Origin of the sequence: Nocardioides asiaticus, assembly GCF_040049175.1 — a bacterium.
In the GTDB taxonomy this organism is placed as follows: domain Bacteria; phylum Actinomycetota; class Actinomycetes; order Propionibacteriales; family Nocardioidaceae; genus Nocardioides; species Nocardioides cheoyonin.
In genome coordinates this window covers 210,886-236,941 of record NZ_JBDZDM010000007.1, presented here as the reverse complement: position 1 = coordinate 236,941, position 26,056 = coordinate 210,886, and the positions used below count along the sequence as shown (strand labels likewise).

At 65.5% G+C, this 26,056-nt stretch carries 33 protein-coding genes, 1 tRNA gene and 1 pseudogene; 15 read left to right on the top strand and 20 right to left on the bottom strand.

The annotated features are described in order from the left end of the window. Positions 1 to 99: 99 nt before the first annotated feature. The 7 genes from ABLE53_RS22895 (at position 100) to ABLE53_RS22865 (ending at position 4,367) form a co-directional block, all read left to right on the top strand. A complete protein-coding gene (locus tag ABLE53_RS22895) occupies positions 100 to 975 on the top strand; it encodes a phosphotransferase family protein (RefSeq protein WP_425474906.1) in 876 nt (291 codons plus the stop codon). A 160-nt stretch (positions 976 to 1,135) separates the two neighbouring features. Then, positions 1,136 to 2,389, top strand: coding sequence for a glutamate-5-semialdehyde dehydrogenase (locus ABLE53_RS22890; protein ID WP_348861475.1), 1,254 nt, complete (start codon positions 1,136 to 1,138; stop codon positions 2,387 to 2,389). Between the two features lie 27 nt (positions 2,390 to 2,416). Beyond that, on the top strand, positions 2,417 to 2,569 hold the full coding sequence (locus ABLE53_RS22885) for a hypothetical protein (RefSeq protein WP_348861474.1): 153 nt from the start codon (positions 2,417 to 2,419) through the stop codon (positions 2,567 to 2,569). Between the two features lie 16 nt (positions 2,570 to 2,585). Continuing rightward, on the top strand, positions 2,586 to 3,200 hold the full coding sequence (gene nadD / locus ABLE53_RS22880) for a nicotinate-nucleotide adenylyltransferase (protein WP_425474910.1): 615 nt from the start codon (positions 2,586 to 2,588) through the stop codon (positions 3,198 to 3,200). 7 nt (positions 3,201 to 3,207) lie between these two features. Then, on the top strand, positions 3,208 to 3,585 hold the full coding sequence (gene rsfS / locus ABLE53_RS22875; protein WP_348861472.1) for a ribosome silencing factor: 378 nt from the start codon (positions 3,208 to 3,210) through the stop codon (positions 3,583 to 3,585). A gap of 7 nt (positions 3,586 to 3,592) precedes the next feature. Beyond that, a complete protein-coding gene (locus tag ABLE53_RS22870; protein ID WP_348861471.1) occupies positions 3,593 to 4,213 on the top strand; it encodes a histidine phosphatase family protein in 621 nt (206 codons plus the stop codon). A gap of 78 nt (positions 4,214 to 4,291) precedes the next feature. Further along, positions 4,292 to 4,367 (top strand) — tRNA-Ala (locus ABLE53_RS22865). 667 nt (positions 4,368 to 5,034) lie between these two features. On the opposite strand, the pseudogene ABLE53_RS24880 reads toward ABLE53_RS22865, so the two are convergent. From ABLE53_RS24880 to ABLE53_RS22835, 6 genes and pseudogenes are all read right to left on the bottom strand, one after another. Next, a pseudogene (locus tag ABLE53_RS24880) lies at positions 5,035 to 6,036 on the bottom strand (recombinase family protein); the annotation flags it as partial. 38 nt (positions 6,037 to 6,074) lie between these two features. Beyond that, complete coding sequence (locus tag ABLE53_RS22855) at positions 6,075 to 7,730, bottom strand: tyrosine-type recombinase/integrase (protein WP_348861469.1); 1,656 nt, start codon at positions 7,728 to 7,730, stop codon at positions 6,075 to 6,077. After that, positions 7,720 to 7,959: a helix-turn-helix domain-containing protein gene (locus ABLE53_RS22850; RefSeq protein WP_348861468.1), complete on the bottom strand. Its 240-nt coding sequence runs from the start codon at positions 7,957 to 7,959 to the stop codon at positions 7,720 to 7,722. The genes ABLE53_RS22855 and ABLE53_RS22850 overlap by 11 nt, the downstream gene beginning before the upstream one ends. A gap of 256 nt (positions 7,960 to 8,215) precedes the next feature. Next, a complete protein-coding gene (locus ABLE53_RS22845; RefSeq protein ID WP_348861467.1) occupies positions 8,216 to 8,950 on the bottom strand; it encodes a hypothetical protein in 735 nt (244 codons plus the stop codon). Continuing rightward, positions 8,937 to 9,428, bottom strand: a complete 492-nt coding sequence (locus ABLE53_RS22840) for a hypothetical protein (RefSeq protein WP_348861466.1) — start codon at positions 9,426 to 9,428, stop codon at positions 8,937 to 8,939. The genes ABLE53_RS22845 and ABLE53_RS22840 overlap by 14 nt, the downstream gene beginning before the upstream one ends. Beyond that, positions 9,415 to 9,780, bottom strand: a complete 366-nt coding sequence (locus tag ABLE53_RS22835) for a hypothetical protein (RefSeq protein WP_348861465.1) — start codon at positions 9,778 to 9,780, stop codon at positions 9,415 to 9,417. Before ABLE53_RS22835 ends, ABLE53_RS22840 begins: the two co-directional genes overlap by 14 nt. Before the next feature lie 144 nt (positions 9,781 to 9,924). Between ABLE53_RS22835 and ABLE53_RS22830 the strand changes: the two genes are divergently transcribed. Next, a complete protein-coding gene (locus ABLE53_RS22830) occupies positions 9,925 to 10,338 on the top strand; it encodes a pilin (RefSeq protein ID WP_348861464.1) in 414 nt (137 codons plus the stop codon). Here the strand turns inward: ABLE53_RS22830 and ABLE53_RS22825 are convergent. The 10 genes from ABLE53_RS22825 to ABLE53_RS22780 all read right to left on the bottom strand — a co-directional run bounded on the left by ABLE53_RS22825 (position 10,335) and on the right by ABLE53_RS22780 (position 16,842). Then, positions 10,335 to 11,147, bottom strand: coding sequence for a replication-relaxation family protein (locus ABLE53_RS22825; protein WP_348861463.1), 813 nt, complete (start codon positions 11,145 to 11,147; stop codon positions 10,335 to 10,337). The two genes, ABLE53_RS22830 and ABLE53_RS22825, sit on opposite strands and share 4 nt — an antisense overlap. Positions 11,148 to 11,403: 256 nt before the next feature. Continuing rightward, positions 11,404 to 13,617 (bottom strand): type IV secretory system conjugative DNA transfer family protein, encoded by a 2,214-nt coding sequence (locus ABLE53_RS22820; RefSeq protein WP_348861462.1) that lies wholly within the window; start codon positions 13,615 to 13,617, stop codon positions 11,404 to 11,406. Continuing rightward, positions 13,604 to 13,807: a hypothetical protein gene (locus ABLE53_RS22815; RefSeq protein WP_348861461.1), complete on the bottom strand. Its 204-nt coding sequence runs from the start codon at positions 13,805 to 13,807 to the stop codon at positions 13,604 to 13,606. The genes ABLE53_RS22820 and ABLE53_RS22815 overlap by 14 nt, the downstream gene beginning before the upstream one ends. A 75-nt stretch (positions 13,808 to 13,882) precedes the next feature. Next, positions 13,883 to 14,095, bottom strand: coding sequence for a hypothetical protein (locus ABLE53_RS22810; protein WP_348861460.1), 213 nt, complete (start codon positions 14,093 to 14,095; stop codon positions 13,883 to 13,885). Then, positions 14,092 to 14,700: an MT-A70 family methyltransferase gene (locus tag ABLE53_RS22805; protein ID WP_348861459.1), complete on the bottom strand. Its 609-nt coding sequence runs from the start codon at positions 14,698 to 14,700 to the stop codon at positions 14,092 to 14,094. Before ABLE53_RS22805 ends, ABLE53_RS22810 begins: the two co-directional genes overlap by 4 nt. Before the next feature lie 155 nt (positions 14,701 to 14,855). After that, on the bottom strand, positions 14,856 to 15,266 hold the full coding sequence (locus tag ABLE53_RS22800; protein WP_348861458.1) for a hypothetical protein: 411 nt from the start codon (positions 15,264 to 15,266) through the stop codon (positions 14,856 to 14,858). A gap of 175 nt (positions 15,267 to 15,441) precedes the next feature. After that, positions 15,442 to 15,906 carry a hypothetical protein gene (locus tag ABLE53_RS22795; protein ID WP_348861457.1) on the bottom strand — a complete coding sequence of 155 codons (465 nt, stop codon included), beginning with the start codon at positions 15,904 to 15,906 and terminating at the stop codon, positions 15,442 to 15,444. Positions 15,907 to 16,007: 101 nt separating this feature from the next. Continuing rightward, positions 16,008 to 16,259, bottom strand: coding sequence for a hypothetical protein (locus ABLE53_RS22790; RefSeq protein ID WP_348861456.1), 252 nt, complete (start codon positions 16,257 to 16,259; stop codon positions 16,008 to 16,010). Next, positions 16,256 to 16,528 carry a hypothetical protein gene (locus ABLE53_RS22785; protein WP_348861455.1) on the bottom strand — a complete coding sequence of 91 codons (273 nt, stop codon included), beginning with the start codon at positions 16,526 to 16,528 and terminating at the stop codon, positions 16,256 to 16,258. Before ABLE53_RS22785 ends, ABLE53_RS22790 begins: the two co-directional genes overlap by 4 nt. A 5-nt stretch (positions 16,529 to 16,533) precedes the next feature. After that, positions 16,534 to 16,842 (bottom strand): hypothetical protein, encoded by a 309-nt coding sequence (locus tag ABLE53_RS22780; protein WP_348861453.1) that lies wholly within the window; start codon positions 16,840 to 16,842, stop codon positions 16,534 to 16,536. A 192-nt stretch (positions 16,843 to 17,034) separates the two neighbouring features. On the opposite strand from ABLE53_RS22780, the gene ABLE53_RS22775 reads away from it, so the two are divergent. Next, positions 17,035 to 18,027, top strand: coding sequence for a hypothetical protein (locus ABLE53_RS22775; RefSeq protein ID WP_348861452.1), 993 nt, complete (start codon positions 17,035 to 17,037; stop codon positions 18,025 to 18,027). 111 nt (positions 18,028 to 18,138) lie between these two features. Beyond that, positions 18,139 to 18,762, top strand: coding sequence for a type II secretion system protein (locus tag ABLE53_RS24875; protein ID WP_425474905.1), 624 nt, complete (start codon positions 18,139 to 18,141; stop codon positions 18,760 to 18,762). 150 nt (positions 18,763 to 18,912) lie between these two features. On the opposite strand, the gene ABLE53_RS22770 is transcribed toward ABLE53_RS24875, so the two are convergent. The 4 genes from ABLE53_RS22770 to ABLE53_RS22755 form a co-directional block, all read right to left on the bottom strand. Continuing rightward, positions 18,913 to 19,413 (bottom strand): hypothetical protein, encoded by a 501-nt coding sequence (locus ABLE53_RS22770; protein ID WP_348861451.1) that lies wholly within the window; start codon positions 19,411 to 19,413, stop codon positions 18,913 to 18,915. Positions 19,414 to 19,483: 70 nt separating this feature from the next. Then, a complete protein-coding gene (locus ABLE53_RS22765; RefSeq protein WP_348861450.1) occupies positions 19,484 to 19,975 on the bottom strand; it encodes a DUF3846 domain-containing protein in 492 nt (163 codons plus the stop codon). A gap of 432 nt (positions 19,976 to 20,407) precedes the next feature. Then, positions 20,408 to 20,947 (bottom strand): hypothetical protein, encoded by a 540-nt coding sequence (locus ABLE53_RS22760; RefSeq protein WP_348861449.1) that lies wholly within the window; start codon positions 20,945 to 20,947, stop codon positions 20,408 to 20,410. 1,101 nt (positions 20,948 to 22,048) lie between these two features. Beyond that, entirely contained in the window at positions 22,049 to 22,393 is a 345-nt protein-coding gene (locus tag ABLE53_RS22755) for a hypothetical protein (RefSeq protein WP_348861448.1), read from the bottom strand. A gap of 504 nt (positions 22,394 to 22,897) precedes the next feature. Between ABLE53_RS22755 and ABLE53_RS22750 the strand changes: the two genes are divergently transcribed. The 5 genes from ABLE53_RS22750 (at position 22,898) to ABLE53_RS22730 (ending at position 25,788) form a co-directional block, all read left to right on the top strand. After that, positions 22,898 to 23,236 carry a hypothetical protein gene (locus ABLE53_RS22750; protein WP_348861447.1) on the top strand — a complete coding sequence of 113 codons (339 nt, stop codon included), beginning with the start codon at positions 22,898 to 22,900 and terminating at the stop codon, positions 23,234 to 23,236. A 358-nt stretch (positions 23,237 to 23,594) separates the two neighbouring features. Further along, complete coding sequence (locus ABLE53_RS22745) at positions 23,595 to 24,011, top strand: hypothetical protein (protein ID WP_348861446.1); 417 nt, start codon at positions 23,595 to 23,597, stop codon at positions 24,009 to 24,011. A 357-nt stretch (positions 24,012 to 24,368) separates the two neighbouring features. Beyond that, positions 24,369 to 24,698: a hypothetical protein gene (locus tag ABLE53_RS22740; RefSeq protein ID WP_348861444.1), complete on the top strand. Its 330-nt coding sequence runs from the start codon at positions 24,369 to 24,371 to the stop codon at positions 24,696 to 24,698. A gap of 9 nt (positions 24,699 to 24,707) precedes the next feature. Then, positions 24,708 to 25,103, top strand: a complete 396-nt coding sequence (locus ABLE53_RS22735; protein WP_348861443.1) for a hypothetical protein — start codon at positions 24,708 to 24,710, stop codon at positions 25,101 to 25,103. A 118-nt stretch (positions 25,104 to 25,221) separates the two neighbouring features. Beyond that, positions 25,222 to 25,788 carry a type IV pilin protein gene (locus ABLE53_RS22730; RefSeq protein ID WP_348861442.1) on the top strand — a complete coding sequence of 189 codons (567 nt, stop codon included), beginning with the start codon at positions 25,222 to 25,224 and terminating at the stop codon, positions 25,786 to 25,788. The last annotated feature ends 268 nt before the right edge of the window (positions 25,789 to 26,056 follow it).

Genomic DNA, 26,056 nt, shown 5'->3' with positions numbered 1-26,056 from the left:
GAGCGGGCGCTCGCGATCCGCGGGACGTCATACGGTCGGGGACTGCTCCCCGCGAGGGCCGGATGACGTCCCGCGGCGCATTTCGGGAGGATGGCGGTCGTGGAGTTCGCATCGCTGGAGCCGCTGGAGGGCGGCTGGTCGGGTGAGACCTTCGTCGCCGAGGCGGCGGGGGAGAGGACGGTCGTCCGGATCTTCGCCGACCCACGCCACCACCCGCAGGCCGCGGAGATCCAGGAGGCGCTGCTCCGGCTCGTACGCGGCCTCGTGCCGGTGCCCCGGGTGCTCGAGCTGCGGCACGCCGACACCGCGACGGGGGCGCCGCCGCTGCTCGTGACGGAGTACGTCGCCGGCGTACGCGGGGATCTGCTGGTGCCGACCCTCGACGACGCGTCCCTCGGGGTGCTCGGGGAGCGGCTCGGCCGGATCGCCGGCACGCTCGCCGGCATGCCGCAGCTGGTGGCCGGTACGTTCGCCGACGCGGAGCTGCGCGTGGAGCCGTTCGCACTCGACCTGAGCGACTGGGTGGCCTCCCACGAGGAGCGGCTGGAGTGGTCGGAGGCCGATCTGGACGGTCTGCGCGCGGCCGCCGCCACCGCCCAGGACCTGCTCGACACCGTCGGCCGCACGTGCCTCGTCCACAGCGACCTCAATCCCAAGAACGTCATCGTCGACCCCGACTCGCTCGAGGTGAGGGCGCTGCTCGACTGGGAGTTCGCCCATGCCGGCAGCCCCTACACCGACCTCGGCAACCTGCTGCGCTTCGACCGCGTTCCGGCGTACGCCGACGGAGTGCTGCGCGGCTACACGCTGCTGCGCGGCGGGGAGCCTGCAGAGGCACTGGAGCTGGCCCGCTCGGCCGACCTGGTCGCGCTCGTCGAGCTGGCGGCCCGCAAGGACGCCAACCCGGTCGCCGCAGGAGCGCACGAGCACCTGCTCGCCATCGCGCGCACCAGCGACCCGCATGCCGTACCCTGACGGCCCGGCGCGCCCGTTCGTCAAGGTATGCAGGCGAGTGGTCACTCCCCAACCGGAACTCCGCCAGGGGAGTGCACCTTCGGCTGCATACCTTGACCAACGGCCGGTCGCCGATGAAACGCCCGCGCGGGGCCTGCGCGACCGCTCTAGGCTTGGACCCATGAGTGCCGAGGTCGAGGTCCGAGAGGTGGCGCTGCGGGCGCGCGAGGCGAGCTACGAGCTCGCGGTCGCGACCCGGGGCGTCAAGGATGCCGCGCTGCACGCGATGGCCGATGCCCTCCTGGCAGGCGAGCCGGAGATCCTCGCCGGCAACGCCGAGGACGTCGCCCGGGCGGAGGCCACCGGCAGCCCGGCCAACATCATCGACCGGCTGCGGCTGAGCCACGACCGCCTCGACGGCATCGCCACCGCGCTGCGCGAGATGGCCGCGCTGCCCGACCCGGTCGGCGAGGTCGTCCGCGGCAGCACGCTCGCCAACGGTCTCGAGCTGCGCCAGGTCCGGGTGCCGTTCGGCGTGGTCGGGATGATCTACGAGGCCCGGCCCAACGTCACGGTCGACGCGGCCGGCATCTGTCTCAAGTCCGGCAACGCGGTCCTGCTGCGCGGCTCCTCCGACATCGCCGCCAGCAACGCGGCGATCGTCGCCGCTCTCCGCGGAGCAGTCGGGTCGGTCGGGCTGCCCGCCGACGCGGTCCAGCTCGTCCCCGGCCGGGGCCACGACGGCGTCAAGGCGCTGATGCGTGCCCGCGGCCTCGTCGACGTACTCATCCCGCGCGGCGGAGCGGGGCTGATCCGCAGCGTCGTCGAGGAGTCGACGGTCCCCGTGATCGAGACCGGCGTCGGCAACGTGCACGTGTACGTCGACCGGGCGGCGGACCTCGAGAAGGCGCTCGCCATCGTGGTGAACTCCAAGACCCAGCGCACCAGCGTCTGCAACAGCGCCGAATCGCTCCTGGTCCACCGCCACGTCGCCGAGGAGTTCCTCCCGAAGGTGGTCGCCGCGCTGCAGGAGCACGGCGTCGCGATCCACGGCGACAGTGCGTTCGCCGCCTTCGACGGCGTCTCGCCGGCCACCGACGACGACTACGCGGCGGAGTATCTCGCGCTCGAGATCAGCGCCGCCGTCGTACCCGACCTCGAGGCGGCCATCGCCCACATCCGGCGCTGGTCGAGCGGTCACACCGAGGCGATCGTCACCGAGGACCTCACGGCGGCGCGACGGTTCACGGCCGCCGTCGACAGCGCTGCGGTCATGGTCAACGCGAGCACGCGGTTCACCGACGGTGGCGAGTTCGGGTTCGGCGCCGAGATCGGGATCAGCACCCAGAAGCTGCACGCCCGCGGCCCGATGGGGCTGCCGGAGATGACGTCGACCAAGTACGTCGTCACCGGCGACGGGCAGGTGCGCGGGTGATCGGCGCCCACCGGTAGGATCGCGCCCATGTCGACTCCACTCGTCACGCGCATCGCCGCCGAGGCCGCCGAGCACTCCGAGAAGGTCAACCACTGGATCATCGGCGTGGCGGCCCTCGTGATCCTGCTCGGTGCGCTCCTCGCCCTGCTGTTCTTCGCCGGTGGTCGCGAGCACTCCTGAGCCCGGTCTCGAAGGACTGACGGGCAAGCGCCGGGTCGGGGTGATGGGTGGCACCTTCGACCCCATCCACCACGGCCACCTCGTCGCCGCCTCCGAGGTCCAGTCCTTCTTCGACCTGGACGAGGTCATCTTCGTGCCCACCGGGGCGCCGTGGCAGAAGGCCCATCGCGAGGTGTCGCCGGCCGAGCACCGCTACCTGATGACGGTGATCGCCACCGCGGCCAACCCGAGGTTCACCGTCAGCCGCGTCGACATCGACCGCGGCGGGCCGACGTACACCATCGACACGCTGCGCGACCTCGCTGCGGCGCTCCCGGAGTCCGAGCTGTTCTTCATCACCGGTGCGGACGCGCTCGCCGAGATCTTCACCTGGCGCGGCGCGGAGGAGCTGTTCCAGTACGCCCAGTTCGTGGGCTGTACGCGCCCCGGCTACACGATGGACGGCGACGTGCTGGCCAAGATCCCCGGCGACCGTGTGACGATGCTGGAGATCCCCGCGCTGGCGATCTCCTCGACCGACTGCCGTGAGCGGCACCGCCGCGGGGAACCGGTGTGGTACCTCGTCCCCGACGGCGTGGTGCAGTACATCGGCAAGCACGACCTCTACCCACCCACAGACTCCACGGATTGACGCAGGTATGACCGCCACCGAGCATGCCCAGCAGCTCGTCGTGACCGCCGCCCGGGCGGCGTCGGACAAGCTGGCCTCCCAGATCATCGCCTTCGACGTGAGCGACCAGCTCGCGATCACCGACGCGTTCCTGCTCGCCTCGGCGCCCAACGAGCGCCAGGTGCAGTCGATCGTGGACGAGATCGAGGACAAGCTCCGCGGCGCGGGCGCGAAGCCGCTACGGCGCGAGGGCCAGCAGGAGGGCCGCTGGGTGCTGCTCGACTACGGCGACATCGTGGTCCACGTCCAACACGAGGAGGAGCGGCAGTTTTACGCCCTCGAGCGGCTGTGGCGCGACTGCCCCACGATCGACCTGCCCGCCGACGTCGTCTCCCACGAGCGCTGAGGTGGCCATGTCCGTTCGACCGCGACGCATCGTCCTGCTCCGCCACGGGCTGACCTCCTGGAACGCCGAGCGCCGGTTCCAGGGGCAGACCGACATCGAGCTCACCGAGACCGGCCACCTGCAGGCCAAGGCCGCCGCGATGGCGCTTGCGGCGTACGAGCCGGCCGTGCTGTGGTCGTCCGACCTCTCCCGCGCGCTCCAGACCGCGGAGTACGTCGCCGAGGAGACCCAGCTCGTCCCCGTCCTCGACGAGCGGCTCCGCGAGATCCACGTCGGCCGCCTGCAGGGGCTGACCAACGACGAGGTGACCGAGCGCCACGGCGAGGGCCCGTGGGTGTACGCCGAGCACGGCGGCGAGTCCGAGGCCGAGGTCGCGGCCCGGATGCTGGCCTGCATCGAGGAGATCGTCGACGGGCTGGAGGAGGGCGACACGGCCGTCGTCGTCTCGCACGGCGCCGCCATCCGGCTCGGCGTCGCCGCCCACCTCGGCTGGTCGGCCGAGACGCTCGCCGCGCTCGGTCCGCTCGACAACTGCGGGTGGGTCGAGCTCGCCGAGGGACGCAGCGGCGTGCTCGCCAGCTCGCCGTGGCGGGTGGCGGCGTACAACCGCGTGGCCCCGATTTCCTGAAGTCACCGGCGGTCGGCTAATGTTCTCGTCGTTGCCGAGGGAGCATCCCGGGGACACCACGCTGGAGCGATCCGGCTTGGGGCTGTGGCGCAGCTGGTAGCGCATCTGCATGGCATGCAGAGGGTCAGGGGTTCGAGTCCCCTCAGCTCCACCAAAGGTTCCTCACTGGAACCCCTGACATCGGCAAGGCCGAGATAAGAGACACCGCCGGGCTCCTGAGGGCCCGGCGGTTCTGTTTCTTCGTCCTGGAGGCTGTGCTCCGCGAGCTTGCGAGCGGCCTGGAGCGCTTCGGCGAAGACCGTGCGCTCGGCTTCGGTCATGGGCGGCTCATCGGGGTCATCCGGGATGGTGTCGATGTAGATGCGGGTGAACCAGGCTTGGTTGAACCTGCGGCGGTCGGCATCGCAGAGCTGCTGGTAGGTCGGCGACGGCTCGGTGATGAGGTCGAGGACGGCGTCGAGGGTGGCCCGGGTATCGATCCCGGCACGCTCGAGGGCGTCGAGTTCGGCTTCCAGGGCGGCAAGCTGGCGGGCGAGCTGCTCCTGCTTCTCGCGGGCGATGTCGGCTGGTACGACACCGTCCATGGCGTGCTCGGCCCACTTGTACCGATCGCGGCGGATCTTATCGATGCGCTTCTGGAGGCTGCTGCTGTCCTTGTGAGCACCCTCCTGGAGCGCCCGCAGTTGCTCGTGGAGCCGTTCGCGGACCTTCGGGGTGACTTCGGTGCGCCATGGCTTCTGCTCGGCGTCCCAGAGCGCTCCGATGGCCGCTTCGACCCGGTCGACGGCGATGTAGGGCGCCCGGCAGTCGTTGGACTTGGTGTGGTGTCCGGAGCAGACGAAGTACTCATAGACGCCACCTCGTCCACGGCTCTGGCTGTAGATCATGCGGGAGTGACAGTTCCCGCAGTAGAGGCTGCCGGTGAGGTAGTGGAGGTGCTTGCGTTCGCGGTTGCCCGCGGCCCGATTTCCGGCCAGACGCGCCTGGACGGCACCGAAGAGCGCATCGTCGACGATCGGCTGGTGGGTGCCGGGGTATTCGACGTCGCGCCAGGTGACGTATCCGGCGTAGTAGCGGTTAGTGAGCATGCGGTGAACCTGGCTGCGGAGCAGCGGCCGTTCGGATTGCTTCTTGGTGGCCTTGATGGTCAGTCCGCGGGCTTCGAGGAGCTCGGTTATGCGGGTGAGCGTCATGGTGGGGTCGCCTGCGTAGGTCTCGAAGGCCCAGCGGATGTGGTGGGCACGCTCGGGGTCGAGTTGGATGACGCGTGCCTCCCGGCCGTTGATGACCGTGCGGACGTTGAGATAGCCGACCGGTGCCCTCGTCGGGGTTCCACCCTGGCGGACCTTCTCTTCCATGCCCTTGACGACCTCCTGGGCGAGGTTCTTGCTGTAGAACTCGGCCACCGAACTGAAGATCCCGTGAACCAGCTGGCCCTGGGGCGTCTCGTCGACGTTCTCGGTAACGGAGATGAGTCGGGCGCCGGCCTCGCGGATGGCGAGGTTGATGGTGACGTCGTCGTACCGGTTGCGCGCGAGCCGGTCGAGCTTGTGAACGATGACGTACTGGATCCGGTTGGCGCGGATATGGCCGAGCATCTTCTGCAGCTCGGGGCGGTCGGCGGTCTTGGCGGATTCGCCAGCCTCGACGAACTCCTTGACGATCTTGGCGCCGATCGCCTCAGCCTTGCCCCTGATGGCGGACCGCTGCGCTGGAAGAGAGAGTCCTTCTGCCAGACCGCCCCGGTGGGCCTGTTCCTTGGTGCTCACCCGGATGTAGCTGACCGCGCTGGCTGCGAGGCCTTCGGACTGCAGGGCCGACATCTCATCCTCGTTTCGTTGTAGGAATCGCTGGAACAGGTTCATGCGGCAAGGTCTCCACGACCTTCCTGGTCATCAGCCTCGGCCTGGAGGCGCTGATACAGCTCACGGATCAGCCATTCGGTGCTGTGGTCGTGCGGACAGCTGGCGTGTGTCTTCGCGAGGTCGACCGCCGAAAGCGCTTCGGTGAGGCGAGCGCTGAATGCAGCATCGTGGGTAGCAACGTCACCGGCTTTCTGCAGAAGCACGGTGTCACCGGGAGCCGACCGCTCCCCGATTTCGTCGTGGTTGACGGCAAGTCTGACGGCAACGTGTCCGAATCGCTGCAACGTTGTACGAGCCTGAACACCGCTGTTTACGGTGGTGGGGCAGCTGCCCACACTAGTCTCTGAGCGTCCTGAAGAGCCTTGTGTCCCCAGTTCAAGTCTGGGAGGAGCCACCAAAGAAACCACCGACCCTACCGGGGTGGGTGTTTTCTTTTTCCCGAAGTTTGAATCTGAGGATCTGGCCTCATTGGGGGTTTGACGGCAAATTTGACGGCAACGCCCACTGTCATCGGCTTCCTTGAACAGCAATTCTTCCACCTTCTCCAGGGCGGCGCGCTTGCTCGCTAGGTCGACATGCTCATATATGCCGGTAGTACGAACGTCACCGTGGCCGAGGATGGCCTGAATATCGCGAGAGTGCACCTGTAGGCTCTTTTGTGCCGTGGCATTGCTATGGCGCAACCCATGGATGGTGATGCGTCGTAGACCGTTCTGCTGGCAGATTCGGAAGAAGGAGCGGGCGAGGTTGTGGGATTCGACGGGACGCCCACTCCTGGTAGTGAAGACCAGCTCGTTGTGGTCTCCGGTGCCGTGCCAGTCGCTGCCCGCTTCGGATCTCGCTTGGTCTTGCAGATGACGTTGGGCAAGGAGCACCTCACGAGCTTGGAGGAGCAGCGGCTCGTCGCGTCTGCTCGACTCCGTCTTGAGCCCTACCTGCTGCAAGCTGCCGTCGATTCGCTGGATCTGCTGGCGGATATGCAGCACGCCGTGCTCGAAGTCCACGTCGCGCCACCGAATGCCGAGGACTTCACCACGACGCAGGCCGTAGAGCGCCAGCAGAAGGAACGCAGCGTGCAACGGGTCGGACTTGGTGGCGTTCAGGAACCGGACGAGTTCGTCGGGGGTCCAGTGCTGCGCTTCCTGCGGGATATAACGGGGAAGTTCCACCAGGCGGGCGACGTTTCGCATGACGATCTCTTGTCGCATCGCGTACGTCAGGGCCGAACTCAGCACCTTGCGAACCTGATGAATCGTTGCGATCGAGGTGCCGTTCGCCAGAAGGTCATCGAAGAAGCCCTGAGTCATCCGGACGGTGAGGCTGTCGAGGCTATGTCGTCCAAGCGCTGGCTTGAGGTACCTGCGAACGATCTGCGCATGCCGCTTGATCGTAAGAGGGCGGCGCTTTTCGCGTTCAAGCCAGAAGTCGAGGTATTCATCAACCCGCCAGTTCCGTTCAAGTGCGAGTACCCCTCGGCGTGCATCCTCGATTATCCCCGTCAGTTTCTCGTGCGCTTCGCGACGTGTCCTCGTGTACACGCGCATGCGCTTCCGCTTGCCGCTGGCGGTCAATACAGTGACAGCGCCCTCGTACCGGCCGTCAGCGCGCCTATAGATGCTTCCTTCTCCGTTGGCGCGCTTGCTAGATGTCATCGCGACCTCCTTGCCGGCGGCTGGCGATGAGCGCGTCCAGGTCAGCCTCGGTGACGAGGCGTCGGCGACCGATTTGGACGGTGACGAGTTCACGGTCGTTGATCAGCTGCCGGAGACCCCAGCGGCTAATACGAAGTCGGTCGGCCGCTTCCTCCAGGGTCAGGAGGCGAGAGTGCCCCTCCTTCGGCTCGGCTGCGCCGGTGGTTGCTTGTTGTGTGGATATGGTCATTTCTTGCCTCCTTCCATTTATGTCAGTTGGCTGCCCGCAGTTGGGTGACTCTTTCCCTCGGATTCAGATATCTCGATCCTCGGTTTTCGCCCCATCTCTATTGAGAATAAAGGATGTGCCGCCGGAATCCAATAGGAATTGACTTAAATACATCGGATATTCGGAGATTCCTCATCCCAACTGGTCGATCTCTTGAAGATGTGCTTTATCGTTTGTCGAATAATCGGTGGACGACATGCCTGGTTACTGGGGTCGGTCACTTGTTGAACAGGTAGAACCTCCCCTGGTACGCGACGACGTCGTAGGCCTCGCGCGCCAGGCGGAGCACCTTGGCGGGGTCGATCGAGGCGAAGTAGTCGACGTCGGAGTCGGCCAGGGCCTGTTCTAGGTCGAGGGACTCGATGGTGTCGGCGATCAGCTGGCTGGGGTCGGCGAACGAGGTCACGTACGACTCGTGGAACAGGTCGCGGGCGTTGTCCTCGGTGATGTCCGGCAGGCGCAGGAACGCGGCGAAGGCCGGTCCGAGCTCGCGGATGGCATCGAGGGTCTCCTGGCGGTACTGCCCGGTGATCGAGTTCGCCGGTGATGGGCCGCGCAGCTCCTCGGCTCGCCGGACGATGTAGGTACCGAGCCAGTTGGCCCACTCGGCCGCTTCGACGCTGAGGCTGCGATCGGAGAAGACCCTCGCCAGCTCATCGGACATCGGGCCGAAGTCGGCGTTTGCGGTGACGGCGAAGTGGTGGAGCGCGGTGCCCTGGTCGCCGAGGTAGTCGGCCAGATACCGAGCGATGGCCCGGGCCCCGATGTTGCTGATCTCGCCGCCGTGCCTCTTGGCGGCCTCGATGGCCTCCTCGACAGTCTCACGCAGTGCTCGGTAGGTCGGCGTCGCTCCGGTGAAGTCCAGTTCGCCTGGGTTGAGCCGCTCGGCGGGTGGCCCGGTGAAGCGGTGCTCGTCGTCGGGCTGCTCTGGCGGGGTGTTAGGCCGTTCCATCGTCGGCCTCCGCTTGTGGGTCGATGGGCGTCGCCAGGCAGCGCAGGGTGAGCTCGCGCCAGACGACGAGTCCGTCGGCCTCATCGTCGTCGGGCTGCTCCTGGTGTTTGAGGTATTCGGCGAGCAGTCCGGTGCAGGCGGCGACGGCGACGCGGCTGTCGTTTCGCACCGCGAAGCCGACCAGCTCATGCGCGAGTCGGCTCAGGTCGGCCCGTCCGGTGACAGCGAAGTGGTGCAGCGCGGATCCGGAGGCGTCGAGGTTGTTGGCGAGGTAGCGCGCGAGCACACGGGCGCCCCACTCGGGGATCTCGCCGCCATTCGCCTGGGCCTCGATGAGCGCATCCGAGATGGCGTCGAAGAGCGGGCTCGGATCTCGGTTGACTCCGGTGAGGTCGATCTCTAACTCCGGGAGGCGCTCGGCGGCCGGCACGTGGCGCTGCCAGTCGCCTTCGTTGGGGAAGCGGTTAGGCCCTTCCATCACCGGCCTCCTCGGCGGCACTGGCCGTTCTCAAGTAGTCGGCGAGGGCGCGGCGCCAGGGTTCGGGGATCGAGCCGTGCGGCAGCGCCTGCAGCTCGGCTTCGGCGCCGTCGCCGACGTGGCCGGTGGTCGCGAAGCGCTGCAAGGGGCTATCCGGGCCGCTGTGGACTGCGGCGGCGATGAGCCGCGCGGTGGCTGTGTGGATGCGCGTGCCGTGCTTGTGGGCGCGTTTCGTGGCGCGGACGATCCGGCGCCATGCGAGCCGCTCTTCAGGCGACTCTGGCCCGCACAGCAGCGATCGGGGGGTGATGCGGACGCCAGGCAGGCTGGGGTCAATTGGGGTGGTGCTCATGAATTCCTCCTTTCGAGAAGTGTTGTAAATGTTGCAATATACGAATAGGCGAAGCTCATATATACTCTGAGTATGCATATGACGCATCGATTATGGCGGCCGAAGAGGATTTGTAAGTCATTCTGTCTAGGTGTCTTCGGATTCATGTTGGTCGTTTCGATGCTTCTCCCCGCCAATGTAATTCAGGCTGCTGATTCATCACAGGCTGCTGATTCATCGGAATCTAACGACTGCGGAACTCCAACGGCTTGTGCTTTAGAAGGAGTGCGTACTGCTGGAGGGGTTGACGAGGATGGGCTTGACCAGAATGGAAAAGAGCCGACGACCCTTCCGGAGTATATTCAGATTGTAGTCAACGTACTGCTATTCATCATTGGTGCTATTGCCGTCGTGATGCTGGTAATCGGCGGTCTCCGATATGTCCTCTCGCAAGGCGACGTCAATCAGGCGAAGTCTGCGAGGGACACTGTGCTTTACTCCGTCATCGGCATCGTTGTTGCACTCTTGGCTTATGCGATCGTTAACTTCGTGCTGACGCAATTCGTGGCCAAGGACTAGGGCGGAACGCCTTCACTCGCGTGATTCGCGATGATTGCGGCGGTGAAGTCGCCTAGGAGCACGACGCGGTGCACTCCAGGCGTCAGGCCTGAGGTGTGTGCGATGGTTCGCTCCAGTGCGGCGCGCCGCGGTTCGTCATCGACGACCCACAGCACGCTGGGGAAGATCCCGTGCTCGTCCTGGTAGGCGCCGGTCGCGTAGTAGCGCTGGTAGACCTGCGCCTTGCGGGCAATAGCGGGACCGTGCTCGCTGCCGAGATCACGCTCCAGGAGCCAGTGGTTCTCGAACTCGCCGGCCACGGTGATCGCGCTCAGGTCGGGCTTGAGGATCTCGGCCCGCCCATACGGGCCGAGAAAGCGACACCAGTTGTCCGGTTCGCTGTTGAGCGAGACCTCCTCGAGCTGGCCGGCTCTTACCGCCTCATGGAGGCGCACGGCCAGCTCGGTGACCGCGACGCCATGCGAGATGAACGCCCGTCCCGGCTCGACGTAGCGGCGGCGGTGGTCGCCATCGATGACTGAGAGCAGTCGGTCGCCCGTCGTGGCCAGCTGCCAGACGATGCTCTCGGCGCCGCGGCGGGCGCCGCCTAAGCGTTGTGAGAGGCGTGCCAGTAGGCCGTGGCGCTCCAGTCGGGCGAGAACTCGCTGGCAGCTGCGGAGCGATGCCTCGTCGCTGGTGAAGCCGTCGACGAAGTGCCAGCGGCGCAGCTGCTGGGTCGTTGCCAGCCGATGCGTCCGCAGGGTGCGTAGGACGGCGAGGTCGCGCGGCCCGAGCCTGCCGCGCAGCCAGCGGACATCGACCCGCCTCATGCCGTCCTCCGGAATCTGTCGGTGACACGACTGCTGGCGGCTGGTAGGTGGTGGTGCTGATCGTTCCGGCGATCGTTCCGGCGATCGCTGCCAGCAGGCACACCTCGCTCGAATCTGGCCCACGACCGGCGATAGCGTCGGTGTTCCAGATGGGACTGACCCGCTTTCAGCGGGTCTTCTTCGGCCCCTCTTCGGTCGACAGCTCGTGTCCCTCCATCTGCCTGTCCTCCAGCTGCAGCTCGTTCCTGTCCTGGCCTCATCGCTGCCTCCGCTTCCGCCCGGTCGGCGGCGCGTCGGCGCCCGCCCCCGCTGCAGCTGTGGGGAGGGCGGCTGCCGCCTGCGCTCCGTCGGGCGCGCTGGTGGCCGTTTGCGGCGCCTTCGGCGCGACACCCGGCCCAGGTGCCGGTGCCGGGGCTTCTGGCGCCGCTGCGGCCCACCTGGCGCGGCTGTGCGCCCGCATCCGTGCCGCGTCGCTAATCGGCTTGCTCGGCGGCAGCGTCCGGATCAGCGCCCAGCCTTGCGGGTGGCCGTCGGCGACCAGGTTGGCGTAGGCCTCGTACTTGCCCAGCGACATGAAGTCCTCACTGGTCAGGTCGCGTACGCCGCGAGCGAAGTGGTTGGCGTCTTCGTACTCGGTGCGGAAGACGATCTTGCTGCGGGCGTTCATGTCGACCGCCGAGCGCATCTCGGTGGGGAACTGTCCGGCAAACTGCGCGGCCAGGAACCAGCCGACGCCGAGCGAGCGGCTGACGGCGAGCGCGTCCGCAAGGCTCGCCGGGAGGTGCAGGAAGCGCGGTGCCTCGTCGACGTAGACGACCCCAGGGCGCTTGTCGGGGGAGGTTTCGGCGGCGCGCTCCTGGATGGCGAGCCACAGGTCGGCTACGACGAGGCTGCCGAGCATGCTGGCGGTCCCGGCCCCGATGAGTCCCTCGTTGAGCGGCACCAGGACGATGAGGTTGTCGCGCCAGATGTTGCGCAGCGAGAACGTCGTCTCTCGCTGGTCGAGCATGCGCAGCAGGGCGGGTCGCAGCAGCAGCTGCCGCAGTCGCGACAGTGGCGCGGCGATGGCTGCCGCCTGGGCGGCGGGCGACTGGTTGTCGTACCAGGCCCAGAAGCTGGCGAGGCTCTCGTCGTGCTGTAGGTGGCCCATGACCTCGCGTCGGAACGTCGCGTCGGTCAGGATGCGGGGAACGTCGGCGAGAGTGGCGGGTACCCCGGTGGCGACGCTGGCCCGCGCCAGCGAGCGCAGCGCACCGGAGAAGATGTCGAGCGTCCGCGGGCCCCAGCCGCCAGCGAACAGATCGCCGAAGACGGCCATGATGCCGTCGACGATGACGTCGGGGTCACGGTCGCCGACCCAGAGCGGATTGAAGCCGGTGGAGTCTTCAAGCACGACGAGCTGGTCTCGCCGCTCAGCAGGGATGCGGGCCAGGACGTCGTCGACGAGCTGACGTTTCGGGTCGAGCACGACGACGGGCCGTCCCTGTCGGATGTCCTCCTCGATGAGGTGCAGCATCGCGGTGCTCTTGCCGGACCCCGAGGGCCCGTAGGCGACACCGTGGAACAGGGCGTCGCTGGCCGAAACGCCGACCAGTCGGTCCTCACCGAGTACCGCCGAGCGGGCGAACACCCGGTCGTCACCGTGCACCGCGGCGCTCGGGCGCAGCGGCTTCGGATGCGGGCTCGGGATACCAGGAAGCTCGTCCTCTCCCAGCGGCCAGGCCAGCAGTCCGACCAGCTCGGCGCAGCTGAGCTCGAGCGCCATACGCGAGCGGAGGTGGACGGTGGTCAGGGCGCGCGGGTTGTCGCGGAGCAGGTCCATGCGGAGGCCGGGGGTCCTGGCGGTCGTGACGGCGCCGAGCAGGTGCCGGATGAGCCGGTGCCGACGGCCGGGTTCCGGTGAGGCGCTACCGAGGCGCACGGTTGCCGCGAAGCTCGGTTCCTCCGCTCGTACCCGCAGCGCCTTTCGCTCCTCGGAGTTGGCTGGACGCGTTGAGCCGGTGAGCAGGTGCCACCAGCTTGCGGCCGGGGGCGGGGTGTCGGCAGGCAGCAGCCTCGGTGACTGCGGTTTCCCGAGCACGATCTGCACGACGACCGCTTCGGCTTCGTGCAGGGGCACGTTCGCGGCCGAGAGCAGCGCCCTGGTGATCGAGCGCGGCGCGTCTGTTCGCAGCGGCAGGCCCCGTGGTCGCAGATCCAGCCGGCCGGCCAGATCGACGGACTCCCGTCCCGGAGCCGCAGCGAACATGACGCCTGGCAACTCGTCTCGAAGCAGCCGCTTGACCGTGTGCACCGCGGTGCGATCGCATCCGAGCAGGTGCACTAGCCCGGTACGGTCACCGCGCAGCTCGAAGACCACCGGCGTGCCGAGCCGCTGACTGGCGAGCCCCACCAGCAGGGCATGGACGCGGTCCTCGTCGAGCGGCCGAGGCAGATGCAGGCGAGTCCAGACGAGTTCAGGCTGAGGCATCTGGATCCTCCTCGGCGCGACCGACACCCTCCTCGACATCCGGACGCGCCGTCGGCGTCTGTGACTTCAAGTAGTGGTTGAGCGTGGTCTCGGTGATGCGCGAGATGTCGGGGGACACGCGACGTACACCGCGGGCGACGACCCGGAAGCTGCGCTGGCGCCGGTTGCGGCGCCGGAAACGATTGGTCATGTCAGATCACCTCCTTTCGATCTGGTTAGGGCGCCCGCGTCGAGCACGAGCTGGTCATGAACGCCGAGCCCGGCCTCACCAGCGACGCTTGGCGTCATAGAGCCGCCAGGCGACGTAGCCGCCGCCGGTGACGAGCGCGAGGCCGGCGATCCACGGCAGCACGTCGGCCAACAGGGCGAAGGCCAGCTGCAGGGCGATGGCGACGCCAAGGACCATGAGGGCAGCATTGAAGAGCCACTGGACGGGATCGCGCACCGGCTTCTTCTCCGGCTCCCTGGACCTGCTCACGACGCTGACTCACTCGGCTCATCGGTGCGACGGACGCGGTCGGTGTAGACCGGCACGGGGAAGCCGGGAATCTCGACGTCGCTCGGGACCTGGTTGCCCCAGACGCTCCAGTCGGAGCTGGAGAGCGGCCGGCGCCGCGCGAACAGCTCGAGGTACGGGCCGGGGGAGACCCGCTCGATGAGCGCGAACTGCTCCTCGGGCTTGTGGCTGTGGTCGCTGACCGGGGCGTTGATCCAGGTCGGCTGCGCGCGGTACTGCACGGGTGCCTTGCCGCGGGTGGCGAAGAGCAGGTGCTCGGTGCTGTTGCGCAAGTAGTTGCCGAGGCCGAGCTTGAATTTGACCCAGGTCAGCGGTGAACGCACCGTGAACCCCCACGCCTCGGCAACGTTGTATCCCTCGCGCAGCGTGGCGTTGGTGACCCACAGCCACAGGTGGGCGTCGTCCTCCATGAGGTCGGCGATCGGCATCTGCTTGATCCGGTCGAGGGTCATGAGGTTGTAGTGCATCTGTGCACCGCGGGCGCCCTTCTGCTGGATGTCCCAGGGCGGGTCGGCCAGCAGGGTCCTGAACTTCCTTCGGGGCTGGGCTCTCTTGTTTTCGGTCATGGTCTGTTCCTCTTTTCGGGTTGGTAATTGGGATCGCGGAGCCGCATTAGACGTAGGGATCTACGCCGGCGTCATCGCGGGAGCGATGGGCCGGACGATCTGTGGGTGTGGGCGCCGCCCGCCGGGCCGGGGTCAGCGCGGCGGGCGGCGCTGGTTCACAACTCCCTGATGGGTGCTGCTTCGATGACGTCGAGACCCTGGTCGTTGAGCCACTTGACGTACTCATCGGCCAGGGGAAGCTCGACCTCGGTCCAGCACAGGTGACGCCGGTCGACCACGTAGAGCCGGGTCAGGCCGTGAAAGCGCGCCATCTCCACGATCGCGACGGGGATTGAACGGCCTTCCCAGACCTTCTCCTTCTGGTCGTTGCTCAACAGAAGACCCTGGAGGTCCTCGATCTTCGCGGCAGTGAGTGCTCGCTCGACCGTGGCCTCTTGGTCCTCCAGCGGCTGACCACCGAGGAAGTCCGGGGCGTTCGTTTCCGTCGCCGACCGTGTCCTGACGAGGAACAGGCTGTCCCGACTCTCCTGCCATTCGGCGTCCTCATGGTTGATGTGTCGGTGCATTGCGTGTCCCTCCTTTCGGGTGCGGGCTCGGGCTATGCCGATTCCGCATTAGTTGTGATGTCCCCTTGCGGGGTCCTGCTCCGGCCACTGCGAGGCGCCGGAAGAGCACGGGATATATGTCGACTGGGTGGGCGGGGCAGGCACCATGCGAGGCAGCTGCCCCGCCCGATGGGCGCTACGACTGCTTGTCGTGCGGGCAACGCAGATCGAAGACGTGGATCGTCTTGTCGATGCGCACGAATCGCCGACTGGTCGTGACCGTGTCGAAGAACTCGCGCGCGAGGCGGTCGGGATCACCCCCCTCGGCAGACTTGCCGTCAGCGGCCAGCTTCGCCAGCGCCACCGCCTCCTTGATCGTCGCGGTCCGAGCCTGCTCCCAGCTGTCGTAGCTGCCGAAGTAGCTGTGGCTGAAGGCCTTCTGGTGCTCTTCGTCTGCCGGTATCAGGTCCTTCGGTCTCGCTACGGCCGCCAGGTAGGCAATGGCTGGAAGCCCGTGACGTTGGTAGAGCTCGTGCGCCGCGTACGCGATCACTGGTCGCGCCATGAGCAGCGTCAGCACCGTCAAGATGCGATTCGACGGCTCGGTGACGACTGTCTCCGGCAGGACACTGCGGTCCTTGATTGCGGTTTCTGCTTTCATGAGTGATTCCTCCTTCCCGTTTGCTTGTTCTTCGCCGGGCTGCCTCGGGAGGCAGCGCGCCCGGACTGTGGGTGAGAAGGCGAGTCGGAGCCTGAGGCGAACTACTCCGCGAGGTTCCGCCAGCCCTGCTTCGCCCGGACGTTCATCTCCATCCGCGCCTGCCGGTGCTTCGCGGCCAGCTGCTGGTCGGCCCGAAGAACCGCTACCCGGGCAGCCGCGCGCTGCTGCTCCTCTCGGCGCCGACGCTGCGCATCGCGAATGGCGGCGACGACGCTGTTGGCCACCACGACCCCGCCCGTGCCGATGACGGCCACCGTCAGCAGCACGCTGACCACCGTGCCCAGCGCGTTCACCGCGCCTCCTCGAGCCGCCGCAGCCGCTCCCGCAGCTCCGGGTCACCGTCAGCCAGCGCATCGGCGTACTCGCGCAGCTGCTCGTGCACCCGCCTGGAGTGCAGCGCGAACTGCCCGGCGATAGACCTCTCCTCGGCCTCACTCAGCTGGTGTGCGTCCACGTCGGGGCAGAGCCTGCCCCGCAGACGGAGCCACACCGCTCCGCCTGCGAGCAGCGCCCCAACAACGCCGCCGGCCAACGTCAGCCCGGAAAGCGTCACGGTGTCCATCGCGATCACCGCGGGAAGGCACTGCCCAGGTGCCGCTGGATCGACAGGACGGACTGCGCGTAGTTAATCTCGACCTGCTGCAAGATCGCGTCGAGGACTTCGTCATTGCCGGCGAGGGCCTTTCTGAGACCGTCGAGATCCACGATCCTTTCCATTCCCCTGGCGGCCACCGCTGCTCCGGCGTCCGCCCACAGCCCGGCGATCCGGGCCTCGCTGACGATGGCCGCCCGCTGGGCGTTCTCGGCCCGCTCGAGCTTCGACGGGAATCTCGCACCGCCACTCGCGAAGGTGGCGAGGCTGTTGCTCGGGTTCATGTGCTTGGCTCCTCAAGCTGGTCCGGTAGCGGGAGGGGTTCCTCCACTGCCTCAACCTTCGGGACCGCAGATGCGACCCGTCAGCCCATGCGCTCTCCCAAATCCGCCCACCGCGTCCGAAAGAATTGGGGAGGATCTGGGATTGCAGCGCGACCGCCCGGTCGTCGACGGCGGAACTAGAGAGGTGTGTAGGTGACGAGCAGCGATGAAGATCTTGAGCGCCTGACGGCTCAACTACTGGCGCTTCGTACCGGCCCGGGCATCACCGCCGCGCGGGTGCCGCGAGATGCCGAGATGCTGCTGAAGTTGCCGGTGACCACGATGACCTTGAAGGAGGGCCAGCGCCGAGGTGTCTACCCACGAGGCAAAGGCACTGCCCACCTCGCGCACGCTGCCGTGGAGGCGACGCGGTGCGCTATTGGACGGGTCCGTTCGCTCCGCTATCAGGTCGTGCTACGTCACACGCTGAGTTTCGAGGCGAGCGGTCTTGACCTCGACGCGAGACGTGGCGCCGCCGGGGCGGTGATCAATCGGACGATCAAGACGGTCATCGCTGACGAAGGCGCCGCATACGCGGAACTCGCGGACTATCTCTACTTCGCCTCCGAGCCGCCCTGCTTCAGCGAGCCGAAGGCCGCTGAGCGTGCGGAGTCGCTCCAAACCATCGTGGCCGAGGTGAAGCAGGCACTCCTGGCCGAAGTCATGGCGTGGCTCGGCAGCCAGGCAGACCCGACGCAACGCGAGTTTGCGTTCCGAGCCGTCGAAGAAGCACACCTGCCTATCGGGGCGCGGATCGTCAGAGCTGCGCGCCCTGGCCGCTCGTCGCCCTTCGCGCTGGTGACGTTGATCGAGTTCCTGCGCTCCACCGACTACGACGAACGCGAGAAGTGGGCGCACGGCTTTCCGCTGCTTCCCCTCCGAGCCCTTGCGACATTCATAGCCAGACCTCGCCCGGCCGACCACCTAGATCTTGCCCGGAGCCTCGACGAGGAGCATAGCTACGGAGGCACGCACCTCAACGTCGAGCAGAGCGCTCCAGGATGGCTCTTCTGGAGCGAGATCGGTCGCAGCCTGCGCCCGCTCGCGACCGAACTCATCTTGATGGAAACTCGCGGCTGGCCCGGACTCCGCGAATGGCTCGACGCACCGCCACAGCCAGCACGTCGGGTCACGCCGCGGCGGTAGCGGTCAGGCGGTAGAAGACCGGTGTCACCTCGTTGCCAATTCCACAACACTCAAAGCGGGGGGGTGCGGTAAAATTGAACTAGCTACAAACCATAAGCAGGAATACCATGCGTGCGCCTACCGACACCCGCTTCACCTCCCCAACAACGATCTAGACTCAACGCCACTGGCTTCACCCTCGTCGAGCTTCTCATCGTCATCGTAGTAATCGCGATTCTTGCAGCGATTAGCCTCGTGGCGTACAACGGAATTCAAGACAGGGCCCACGATGCCGCTATTCGATCGGATCTAGCAAACTTTCGCGAAGCAATTCAGGTACACATGTTGGAGGTTGGCGCGTCGATACCGCCACCGACTAATGGGCTCGGAAGCAGTTTGACCACCGAGCTGGCCAGTCTTGGATGGAAGGCGACGCAGAGCGCGTATGACACGAGCGTGGCACGCAATGTCATTTACTGCTATTCCGAAGGAACGGCCCCCGATGAACAGCGTACGCACTATGCGCTTGTCGCACTCAGCAAATCCGGAAACGCCTTCTATGTGACCGACACAACGGGTCCCACGACCTACAGTGCGTCCGTCTCTCTACCGTTCGACGCCTCGGAACAGACGTGCTCGATCTTATCAAGCAACGCCACGAGTGTGGAATACACCAATCGATTCAATGGATGGTTTTCAAGCGACACGACCACTGGGCCTTGGCGTGCATGGACCAGCGGAGTTTCTCAGACCTGATAGACACGCAGAAGGGCGCATCGGTCATGTCTTGTGATTCCGCGGCACGGCAGTTGCTCCACACATCTCTCAACGCCTCGTGTGACGTAAAGAACGGCCAGCAGCCAGTCCGGCACTGGGGCAGTGACACGCGGCGCGACAACCTCGGACTCACTCCGTTCCCAGCACCGTGTCCGCGAACGCCTCGGCGATCGCGGCGTACTGCGAGTCGGTAAACCCGTTCGCACCAGGCGAGAGGCGCTTCGGCAGGTCGAGGTGGTGCTTGATGGCGGCGACCGCTGCTCGGACTCGATCTTCCGGTCCGAGCTCCTCGTGGACAAGGATCGCCGCTTCTCCATCGGGGTAGTAGAGCGCCGCGCTTGGCGTCGGCAGGTCGGGCGTGATGCTGATCGGTGTGCCGATGGCGTCGGCCAGTCGGTCGAGAGTCGGTGGTCCCTCACCGGCGAGCTGGAGCGAGAGCAGCACCGCCTGTTGGCGGGTGCAGTGGAGCGCCCATTCGAGGTCGCCGGGTGGCGTTGACTCCACGCCGCGCATGACGTCGAGCAGCGACAGTTCCGGTCGTTGCTCTGGTTGATTGTGATGTCGTTCGATGTGTCTACCCTCCCTTCGTTGGATAAATGCGTTGATGAAAAGGGGCGGGAGCCGAAGCACGCTGATGCAGCTGCGCCGGCTCCCGCCCGTTCCCCGTTGGTGCCGTCAGGCGAGTGGCCCGACAGCGGCGTCACGTTTGGACGGCGACGACCCGCAGGTCCTCGATCTCCCGACGCCGCATCGTCAGCTGGAGGCCCCATTCGGCGGCCGTGAAGAGGTCGTCGAAGGAGACGTCTTCGCGGTGCCACCTGCTGGAACCAGTGACGCTGACTTCGACGGCGAACCTGGTCCCGACAGGGAACAGGAGCTTTCGAACCGTCTCAGGGACATCTTGTGTGCGTCCCTCCTGGTCGGTGGGGCCGACCAGGACCGCCGGTCCGTTGATCCAGTCCACACCTCTGGCAGGCGGCAGATTTAGCCACCACAAGAGCGTGGCGCGCATGTTGATCGGCGTGCCGACCAGCTTGGCCTCGTCGTGCGCGAACAGCGTCATGCCGTCGCGTCCGACGTCGATGGCCTCGATGTAGCCGCCGACGGCTCGCTGGTAGTCCTCCAGCTTGTCGAAGCGCATGAGGACGAGCGGCTCTCGCTCGTCGAGCGGGATCAGGATTCCCAAGGGCATGGGACGTTCACCTCTTTCGTAGGCGCGGCTCTCCAGTCGGGGATGACTGGAGAGCTCGGCCAGCGAGGAGAGAGCGGCGAATCCGGCTCGCAGCAGAGTGTCTGCCGGATTCGCCTATTTGGTCGCCGCGGCGCGAGGCGCGGTTCCTCATCCGAGTTGGTGATGCGGACGAGGGCACCCATGCAGACGGCTGTCTGCACACCTCGCTCGTAAGCGTGGTTCTCCAGTGAGTGCTCACTGGAGAGGTCTGCCGACGAAGGGCGAGTCGTCCAACTTCGGTGGAAGCCGCTACCCCCGATCTATGTGTAGAGGCGGGCAGCCTGGGGGTGCGCTTCCACCGAGGCGCCGCGAGATTGAGTGCCTGCGGCGCGCAATGGATACGGTCCACGAGACCGTGAGAGATGATTCCGGACCAGGGTCTGAACCCTCCAGTCAGTGGCCGGAATCGTGCTCGACCTCCAAGCGGAGCGGTCGGGCTAGCGGCGTCGCTGCTACCGGGTCGTGGACGGTGCTCCCCAGCCATGACTGATGTCGCTGGGGAGTGGCGGGCACGACGGCGTCGACGCCAAGGAGGTGGCGGAGCCCCGGTGCGGTGTCGAACCACCTGCACCGGGACCCCGCGTCGGCTCCACTACGACGAGCGCTTGGCGCTCGAGCCGGTGGAACGGGAAGAGGGGGACTTCCCCCGGAGGAGCCATCCCCGCTGAAGATCGCGGCGATGGCGTTGCGGCGAGTCTGAGCCTCACGTTCGATGTCGGCTCGGACCGCTTCGGCCTTCTTGAGCACCTCCGGATCGCTCTTTGTCTTGGCGATCCAGTGCTCGATGGCCAGGCGGATCTCTTCGGTAGCGCTGCGACCGGTGAGCTGGGCGATGATGTCCAGCTGGGCACGCAGGTCTTCCGAGATCCTCACCGCCAGAGTTCTCATCTGGCTGGCGCCACCCGAGTTGGGCGGCGGAATGGTGTCGCTCATTGGCGACCAACCTCCTCGGTGAATTGCGGCTGATCACGGTATGTGATCGGTGAGGCCGCAGGACTCCGACGAGAAGCTCCCTCCTTCAGCGAGAATGCGTCTAAACGCCGTTCGCTGATAACGATTCGGATTATGAACAAAGATTGACAAATTGTCAATAGTTTTGGTGCATATTGCGGCAATCGCGATGCATTTGCCGACCGCGACGGTTGAGTGTAACAGTGGTCAGGCGCTCCGCGACCCAATATTGTGGAATTGACAACGATAAGCGCAGGACAACAAAAAAGCGCCTCGCGGACGGGGCGTTGACTGAGCTCGTAGTGAAGAAGAATTTGGTAAGCGGAAAATTCAGGGAGTGCCCGTGAGTCGGGAGAGCCACGTTGCTCATCCGACCCACGGGTTCGGTCACTCCTACTACTTGTGGCATCCGTGGGGAGCCACCGCGTGGCCCGTCAGGGCAAGAAACGCGGCATCCTCGAGCACGAGGAGTGTGCAATCCACAACCGACATCAACGATGTCAGCGTCCGGCGCGCCAGCTTTGCCAGGCTGCCCGACACGTGCCATATCTGGTGCATTGACCGCTCGAGTACCAACGCGGCGGCCGTGTCCAGGACTAGTGTCGTGCCAGGGTCATTAGCGACCCCTGCCGTCTGTGCCATGTCGAGCCCGATGACGAATGTCGTCACGAGCGCTGCGGTCAGTGCGGCTGTGAAGCTGATGCGTAGTGCAATCAATGAAGAGACTCGCTCTCACCGAGATCCGATGGATAGGTCCACGATCGGGATTGGTCGTGAACCGTCACACCACGTACTGCTGATGGGTGTGACATCAGCGAGGGCAAGCGCGTCACCCGAGCTGATGCCACACCGCTGCGGATCTCAGTTGAGGATGCGCCGCAATGTATAGTAGAAGCGTTGTCTGGGGCGTGCTTCCGCGAGCGATCATCGCTTCAAGCGGGAGCCTCAAGAACCCACACGACTCTATTGTGTGCAATTCGAGTTGGTTTCCACTCGAATTGTCACAATAATACAACAATGGGAACAATAAGTCAACAATATTGCTCGACTTTGAGAAGCGAGATCGGCCGCTCCGCTCCACTGCTACGGCGTCTCCGGCCAACCATCGTCGCTCGGTACAAGCGAGCCATCGTGGAGCATGACGTACCGCCGCACGGGACGGTCGTTCGTCAACCGGCTCTGAAGATCAAGGGCAGCTCTCGCACCCTCGATGCTCCGTGCCTCGCCAACCTGGCGATACATCTCTTGTTCGCACGCGCGGATGACCTGCAGCAACGATTCTGGTGACGTCACGATCTCGCACACGGCTGCAAGGTCGCGCGGGTCGAACCGTGTCCGGGTTACTTCGACTCCGTTCTCCTCGTGTACTTCAAGCACGGCCGAAGCGATGGCCCTCTGCACGCGGCGGGCAATCTCTGTTGGTGCCATGCGAGAAAGCATGAACCATTCCGGTGTGGAAGAGAAGACTTGGCGTAAGGTTTTTGTAAGTCATAATCCAATTGAGGAAATATCGACGTCTTTGGCACATCGAGTCCCCAAAAAGATTGCGTCACTTGAAAGACGATCTCAGCCGCCAAAAGGTGGCAACTAGGCATGGCTTCGCACCTCCCGAAGTCTTGAGAGAGCGAGAGATTGGGAGGGCGCATCGCTCGAGTACGAGGCGCCGCGCGTGAAACGGAGGCTTGCGTGTCGGTACCGGACGCGTGACGCGGCTTCCGGCGATCAGGTGGCGCTTGCGGTGCTCCTCCGCGGCGGGACGGTCCGGGTCCCCACGGCTGAAGGCCGGTGCCGCTGGTCGACTTGGGGTGATCGTGAGCTGGCTGGGTGCGGGCTCACGCGTCCCGTTGTCGGATCGACCGTCGGCGCAACCTTCAAAGCCACGCACGGGTGTTCGGGGGTGAGTAGCGATGCCAGACGCTCTACGCTGCGGGCGTGACCCTGACGGCTGATCAGTGCGGCGTCATTGCCCAACTGCTTCCGGTGTTCCTGCTGGCGATTGTCATCGAGCAGCGGTCCGTGATCGCGCGGTGGCGCGTCGGGCGGTGGGACCGCAACACGCTCTCAGCCCCGATCTACACCGCCGTGGCGGCTGGGTTCCTCACCAATCTCATGGGCATTGCGGTCGCCATCGTCGGGGTCGCGAACGGACTCGACGGCATCTGGGCGCTCTGGCTGGTCGTCACGACCGTGGGAAGCGGCACCTTGCTGGGTGTGTTGACGGTGTTCGTCACATTGGTTGAGCAGTCGCGGCCCGACGGCGACCAGCCGTAGGTTCGAGACCCGCGGGTCGGTCCGAGGCAAGGGCCCGGGCCCTAGGCTCGGAAGTTCGCTCGCAAGCGTGCATTCCGTTTGCAGGATCCGGCAGTGGGACTACCATTTGCCTTTCTGGGCCTTGCTATCCCGCCATTCTCTGCCTACCTTTGAATGCTGCAAGGAATGTTCGGGCCAGCGTCCGAACTGGCCAGATTGTTGAACTAGGGAAAACGCAAGAATTAAGGCTAGTGATTCGCCGCCTGTTGCTTCGTAAGTGAAGCGGCAGGCGGCTTCTCGCATCTTTCGGAACAAAACTAAGCGATTCGTGTCGCCGTTCTTAAGGAGAACGAGCGCGGCAGCAACGAGAAATTAGCAATTGGAGAAGATAATGTTTAACGTTAAGGAGCGGCCGTTCACGGCTTGGCTACGAGAGCTCTACCACCGCGGCGGGGCCACCTATGCCTCGGTGTCTCGGCAGTGTGCTCATGCCCGCAGTGCAGACTGGATCGGTCGGCTCATCCGCAGTCGTGAGCCGTGGGCAGTGAACCCCCCGACGAAGGAGACGTTCGCTGGGTTTGCACGAGCCTTCGGCGTGCCAGAGGAGGATGTGCGAGCAGCCATTGCCCGCGAGTGGTACCAGGTCGGCACTGTCGTCCCGCCAAGCCCAGATGAGATCGGGGAGCTCTACGGCGAACTCACAGCCGCGAGGCAGGGGCTGTTCGCGGCGTTCGCGCTCGAGCTCGTGGCGAATGCGAAGGATGCGTCCACGCCGGACGACGGGGAGGCCGCGTAGTGCCGCCTGTCGACGGGCCTCGCTAGCGAGGCTTAAGGCCTTCGCGTTCGGGCGCCCGATGCAGGGCCCGCCGCCCACGCCGGCGACACCCATGCGGGTCTGTGGATGCTGTCGACCTGCCGTTGACCGGCGGGAGCGGTGGGCCATACTCGCCGAGCGGGTGAGTCACCCTCACCCAGTTGCGCAGTTCTGGACTCACCAGCACGAACAGAGACAAAGCACTCGCTGGCCTCGATTGTCCTTGGCGGCTCAGTAGCGCCAGAACCATGCACGGCTGGAACGGGCCAGTTGCTGAAACGGCGCCGGTCTCGAACGGCTCGCAGTAGCATTCGAGCGTTCGCGCGGAGGAGGGTGACGATGGCGGACCCGTATCGCAGCTCGAAGGATGCATATTTCCGCATCGTCGATGCCCTCGCCGGGCAGGGCCTGCGGTTGTCCGAGCAAGACCTCAGGCGACTGCAGCACGTGTTGAGCCGCGCCTTTTCTGAGAAGGCGGAAGGGCTGAAGGACCCCGACGGCCAACGCGACCGCGCCATTGCAAGTCTCTCAGGGGCTCTCATCGCCGGAGCAGCCTCGGTGACTGTCGGCGGCGACGTGAAGCCGTCGGAGGGCGAAGTGCTGGAGCTCCCCGCTGGCTACGTCGACTACGTCATGCGGTCCTTGTGCCCGCTCTGGCCCATCTGCTAAAGGCTGGACATGGCCGACTGGAGCGAGCGCACCTTCGACCTGGTTTCGGAGATAACCAAACAGGTCATCACGCTGTCCACTGGTGTAATGGCGTTGACGCTGACCTTCTGGAAGGACTTCGCGGGCCATACCTCCGGCGTAGCCCGCGTGGTGCTCGCGGTGTCCTGGCTCCTGTACATCCTTTCCATTCTGTTCGGCTTCCTAACGCTGATGGCCAGCGCTGGCGTCCAGGATAGGAAGGGCAAGGCGCTAGCCGTTGCGGAAGCCAGCCGCAGCGATAACGAGAAGGCGGCCGGGGCAGCAAGCATCTACTCGGATAATCTCCGGGTCTTCGGCGCGATCCAGCTTGCTTTCTTCTTAGTCGCGATCGTTCTGACCGTGATTGCCGGCGCTATCGCGCTGTAGCGTGCCGACATGCTCGGGCCGGGCGAGATTCACTTTGTCGCCAATTCCACAACAACCAAAGCGGGGGGGGGTGCGGTAAAATAGGAGTCAGATAGAAACATAAGCAGGAAAACTATGCGTGCGCCTACCGACACCCGCTTCACCTCCCCAACAACGATCTAGACTCAAGGCCACTGGCTTCACCCTCGTCGAGCTCCTCATCGTCATCGTAGTCATAGCGATTCTTGCCGCGATTACGCTTGTGACCTATAACGGCATTCAGGACCGAGCAAACGACGCGGCTGTACAGAGTGACTTGCAGCAGTTCGTTACCGCTCAGGAGATATACCGTCTCGACAACGACCGCTATGCCTATGGGAACGAAACAACCGCTAGTCTTAAGTTCAATGCGACAAAACGCGCGTACATGACGAACGTGTGGAACCTACTTATCTGCATATCGCCTGATGCGGAGGACTACGAGATCCTCGCGGTCAGTAAGAGCGGCAAGCAGTTCCACGCGAATCCGAGCGGAGTGCACGAGTACACGGGTGACGCTGTGTGGCCGAGCCTTCAACTTGCAAGTCTTTGCGCCACCGTGCAGAACGGTCACGGTGCCACACTTTCGTCGAATGGCGCTGGTTACGGGACGTCTGACAGCGGCGCGACCTGGGGCTGGCGCGCATGGGTTGGGGGCGACTCATGACGACGCTTACAGTTCCAGGGAGATAGCCACTCAGGCGGCGATGGCGAGACCGAATATTCTTCTGCAACATGAATGGCAAAACAGGCTGGTAGTCCTTCGTGCATGTGTAGTCGCAGCCGGTCAGCGAGGCGTCGCATCGCTAGCCGGTTCGCAGCTCCATGTCGGCGAATCGGATCGTGCAAGAGCCCGTAAGCAGCCGGGCCGACCTCTACCGGAGGTTCAGCGTTCGAAGAGCCGTTCTGAACTGAACCGGCGGGTGCCGCGGCCG

Bases quoted from the DNA above. Each gene is read 5' to 3' on its own strand.
- ABLE53_RS22890 (WP_348861475.1), top strand. From the start codon at position 1,136: ATGAGTGCCGAGGTCGAGGTCCGAGAGGTGGCGCTGCGGGCGCGCGAG.
- ABLE53_RS22885 (WP_348861474.1), top strand. From the start codon at position 2,417: ATGTCGACTCCACTCGTCACGCGCATCGCCGCCGAGGCCGCCGAGCAC.
- rsfS (WP_348861472.1), top strand. From the start codon at position 3,208: ATGACCGCCACCGAGCATGCCCAGCAGCTCGTCGTGACCGCCGCCCGG.
- ABLE53_RS22870 (WP_348861471.1), top strand. From the start codon at position 3,593: ATGTCCGTTCGACCGCGACGCATCGTCCTGCTCCGCCACGGGCTGACC.
- ABLE53_RS22855 (WP_348861469.1), bottom strand. From the start codon at position 7,730: ATGACATCTAGCAAGCGCGCCAACGGAGAAGGAAGCATCTATAGGCGC.
- ABLE53_RS22850 (WP_348861468.1), bottom strand. From the start codon at position 7,959: ATGACCATATCCACACAACAAGCAACCACCGGCGCAGCCGAGCCGAAG.
- ABLE53_RS22845 (WP_348861467.1), bottom strand. From the start codon at position 8,950: ATGGAACGGCCTAACACCCCGCCAGAGCAGCCCGACGACGAGCACCGC.
- ABLE53_RS22840 (WP_348861466.1), bottom strand. From the start codon at position 9,428: ATGGAAGGGCCTAACCGCTTCCCCAACGAAGGCGACTGGCAGCGCCAC.
- ABLE53_RS22835 (WP_348861465.1), bottom strand. From the start codon at position 9,780: ATGAGCACCACCCCAATTGACCCCAGCCTGCCTGGCGTCCGCATCACC.
- ABLE53_RS22830 (WP_348861464.1), top strand. From the start codon at position 9,925: ATGTTGGTCGTTTCGATGCTTCTCCCCGCCAATGTAATTCAGGCTGCT.
- ABLE53_RS22825 (WP_348861463.1), bottom strand. From the start codon at position 11,147: ATGAGGCGGGTCGATGTCCGCTGGCTGCGCGGCAGGCTCGGGCCGCGC.
- ABLE53_RS22820 (WP_348861462.1), bottom strand. From the start codon at position 13,617: ATGCCTCAGCCTGAACTCGTCTGGACTCGCCTGCATCTGCCTCGGCCG.
- ABLE53_RS22815 (WP_348861461.1), bottom strand. From the start codon at position 13,807: ATGACCAATCGTTTCCGGCGCCGCAACCGGCGCCAGCGCAGCTTCCGG.
- ABLE53_RS22805 (WP_348861459.1), bottom strand. From the start codon at position 14,700: ATGACCGAAAACAAGAGAGCCCAGCCCCGAAGGAAGTTCAGGACCCTG.
- ABLE53_RS22800 (WP_348861458.1), bottom strand. From the start codon at position 15,266: ATGCACCGACACATCAACCATGAGGACGCCGAATGGCAGGAGAGTCGG.
- ABLE53_RS22795 (WP_348861457.1), bottom strand. From the start codon at position 15,906: ATGAAAGCAGAAACCGCAATCAAGGACCGCAGTGTCCTGCCGGAGACA.
- ABLE53_RS22785 (WP_348861455.1), bottom strand. From the start codon at position 16,528: ATGGACACCGTGACGCTTTCCGGGCTGACGTTGGCCGGCGGCGTTGTT.
- ABLE53_RS22780 (WP_348861453.1), bottom strand. From the start codon at position 16,842: ATGAACCCGAGCAACAGCCTCGCCACCTTCGCGAGTGGCGGTGCGAGA.
- ABLE53_RS22765 (WP_348861450.1), bottom strand. From the start codon at position 19,975: ATGCCCTTGGGAATCCTGATCCCGCTCGACGAGCGAGAGCCGCTCGTC.
- ABLE53_RS22760 (WP_348861449.1), bottom strand. From the start codon at position 20,947: ATGAGCGACACCATTCCGCCGCCCAACTCGGGTGGCGCCAGCCAGATG.
- ABLE53_RS22755 (WP_348861448.1), bottom strand. From the start codon at position 22,393: ATGGCACCAACAGAGATTGCCCGCCGCGTGCAGAGGGCCATCGCTTCG.
- ABLE53_RS22740 (WP_348861444.1), top strand. From the start codon at position 24,369: ATGGCGGACCCGTATCGCAGCTCGAAGGATGCATATTTCCGCATCGTC.
- ABLE53_RS22735 (WP_348861443.1), top strand. From the start codon at position 24,708: ATGGCCGACTGGAGCGAGCGCACCTTCGACCTGGTTTCGGAGATAACC.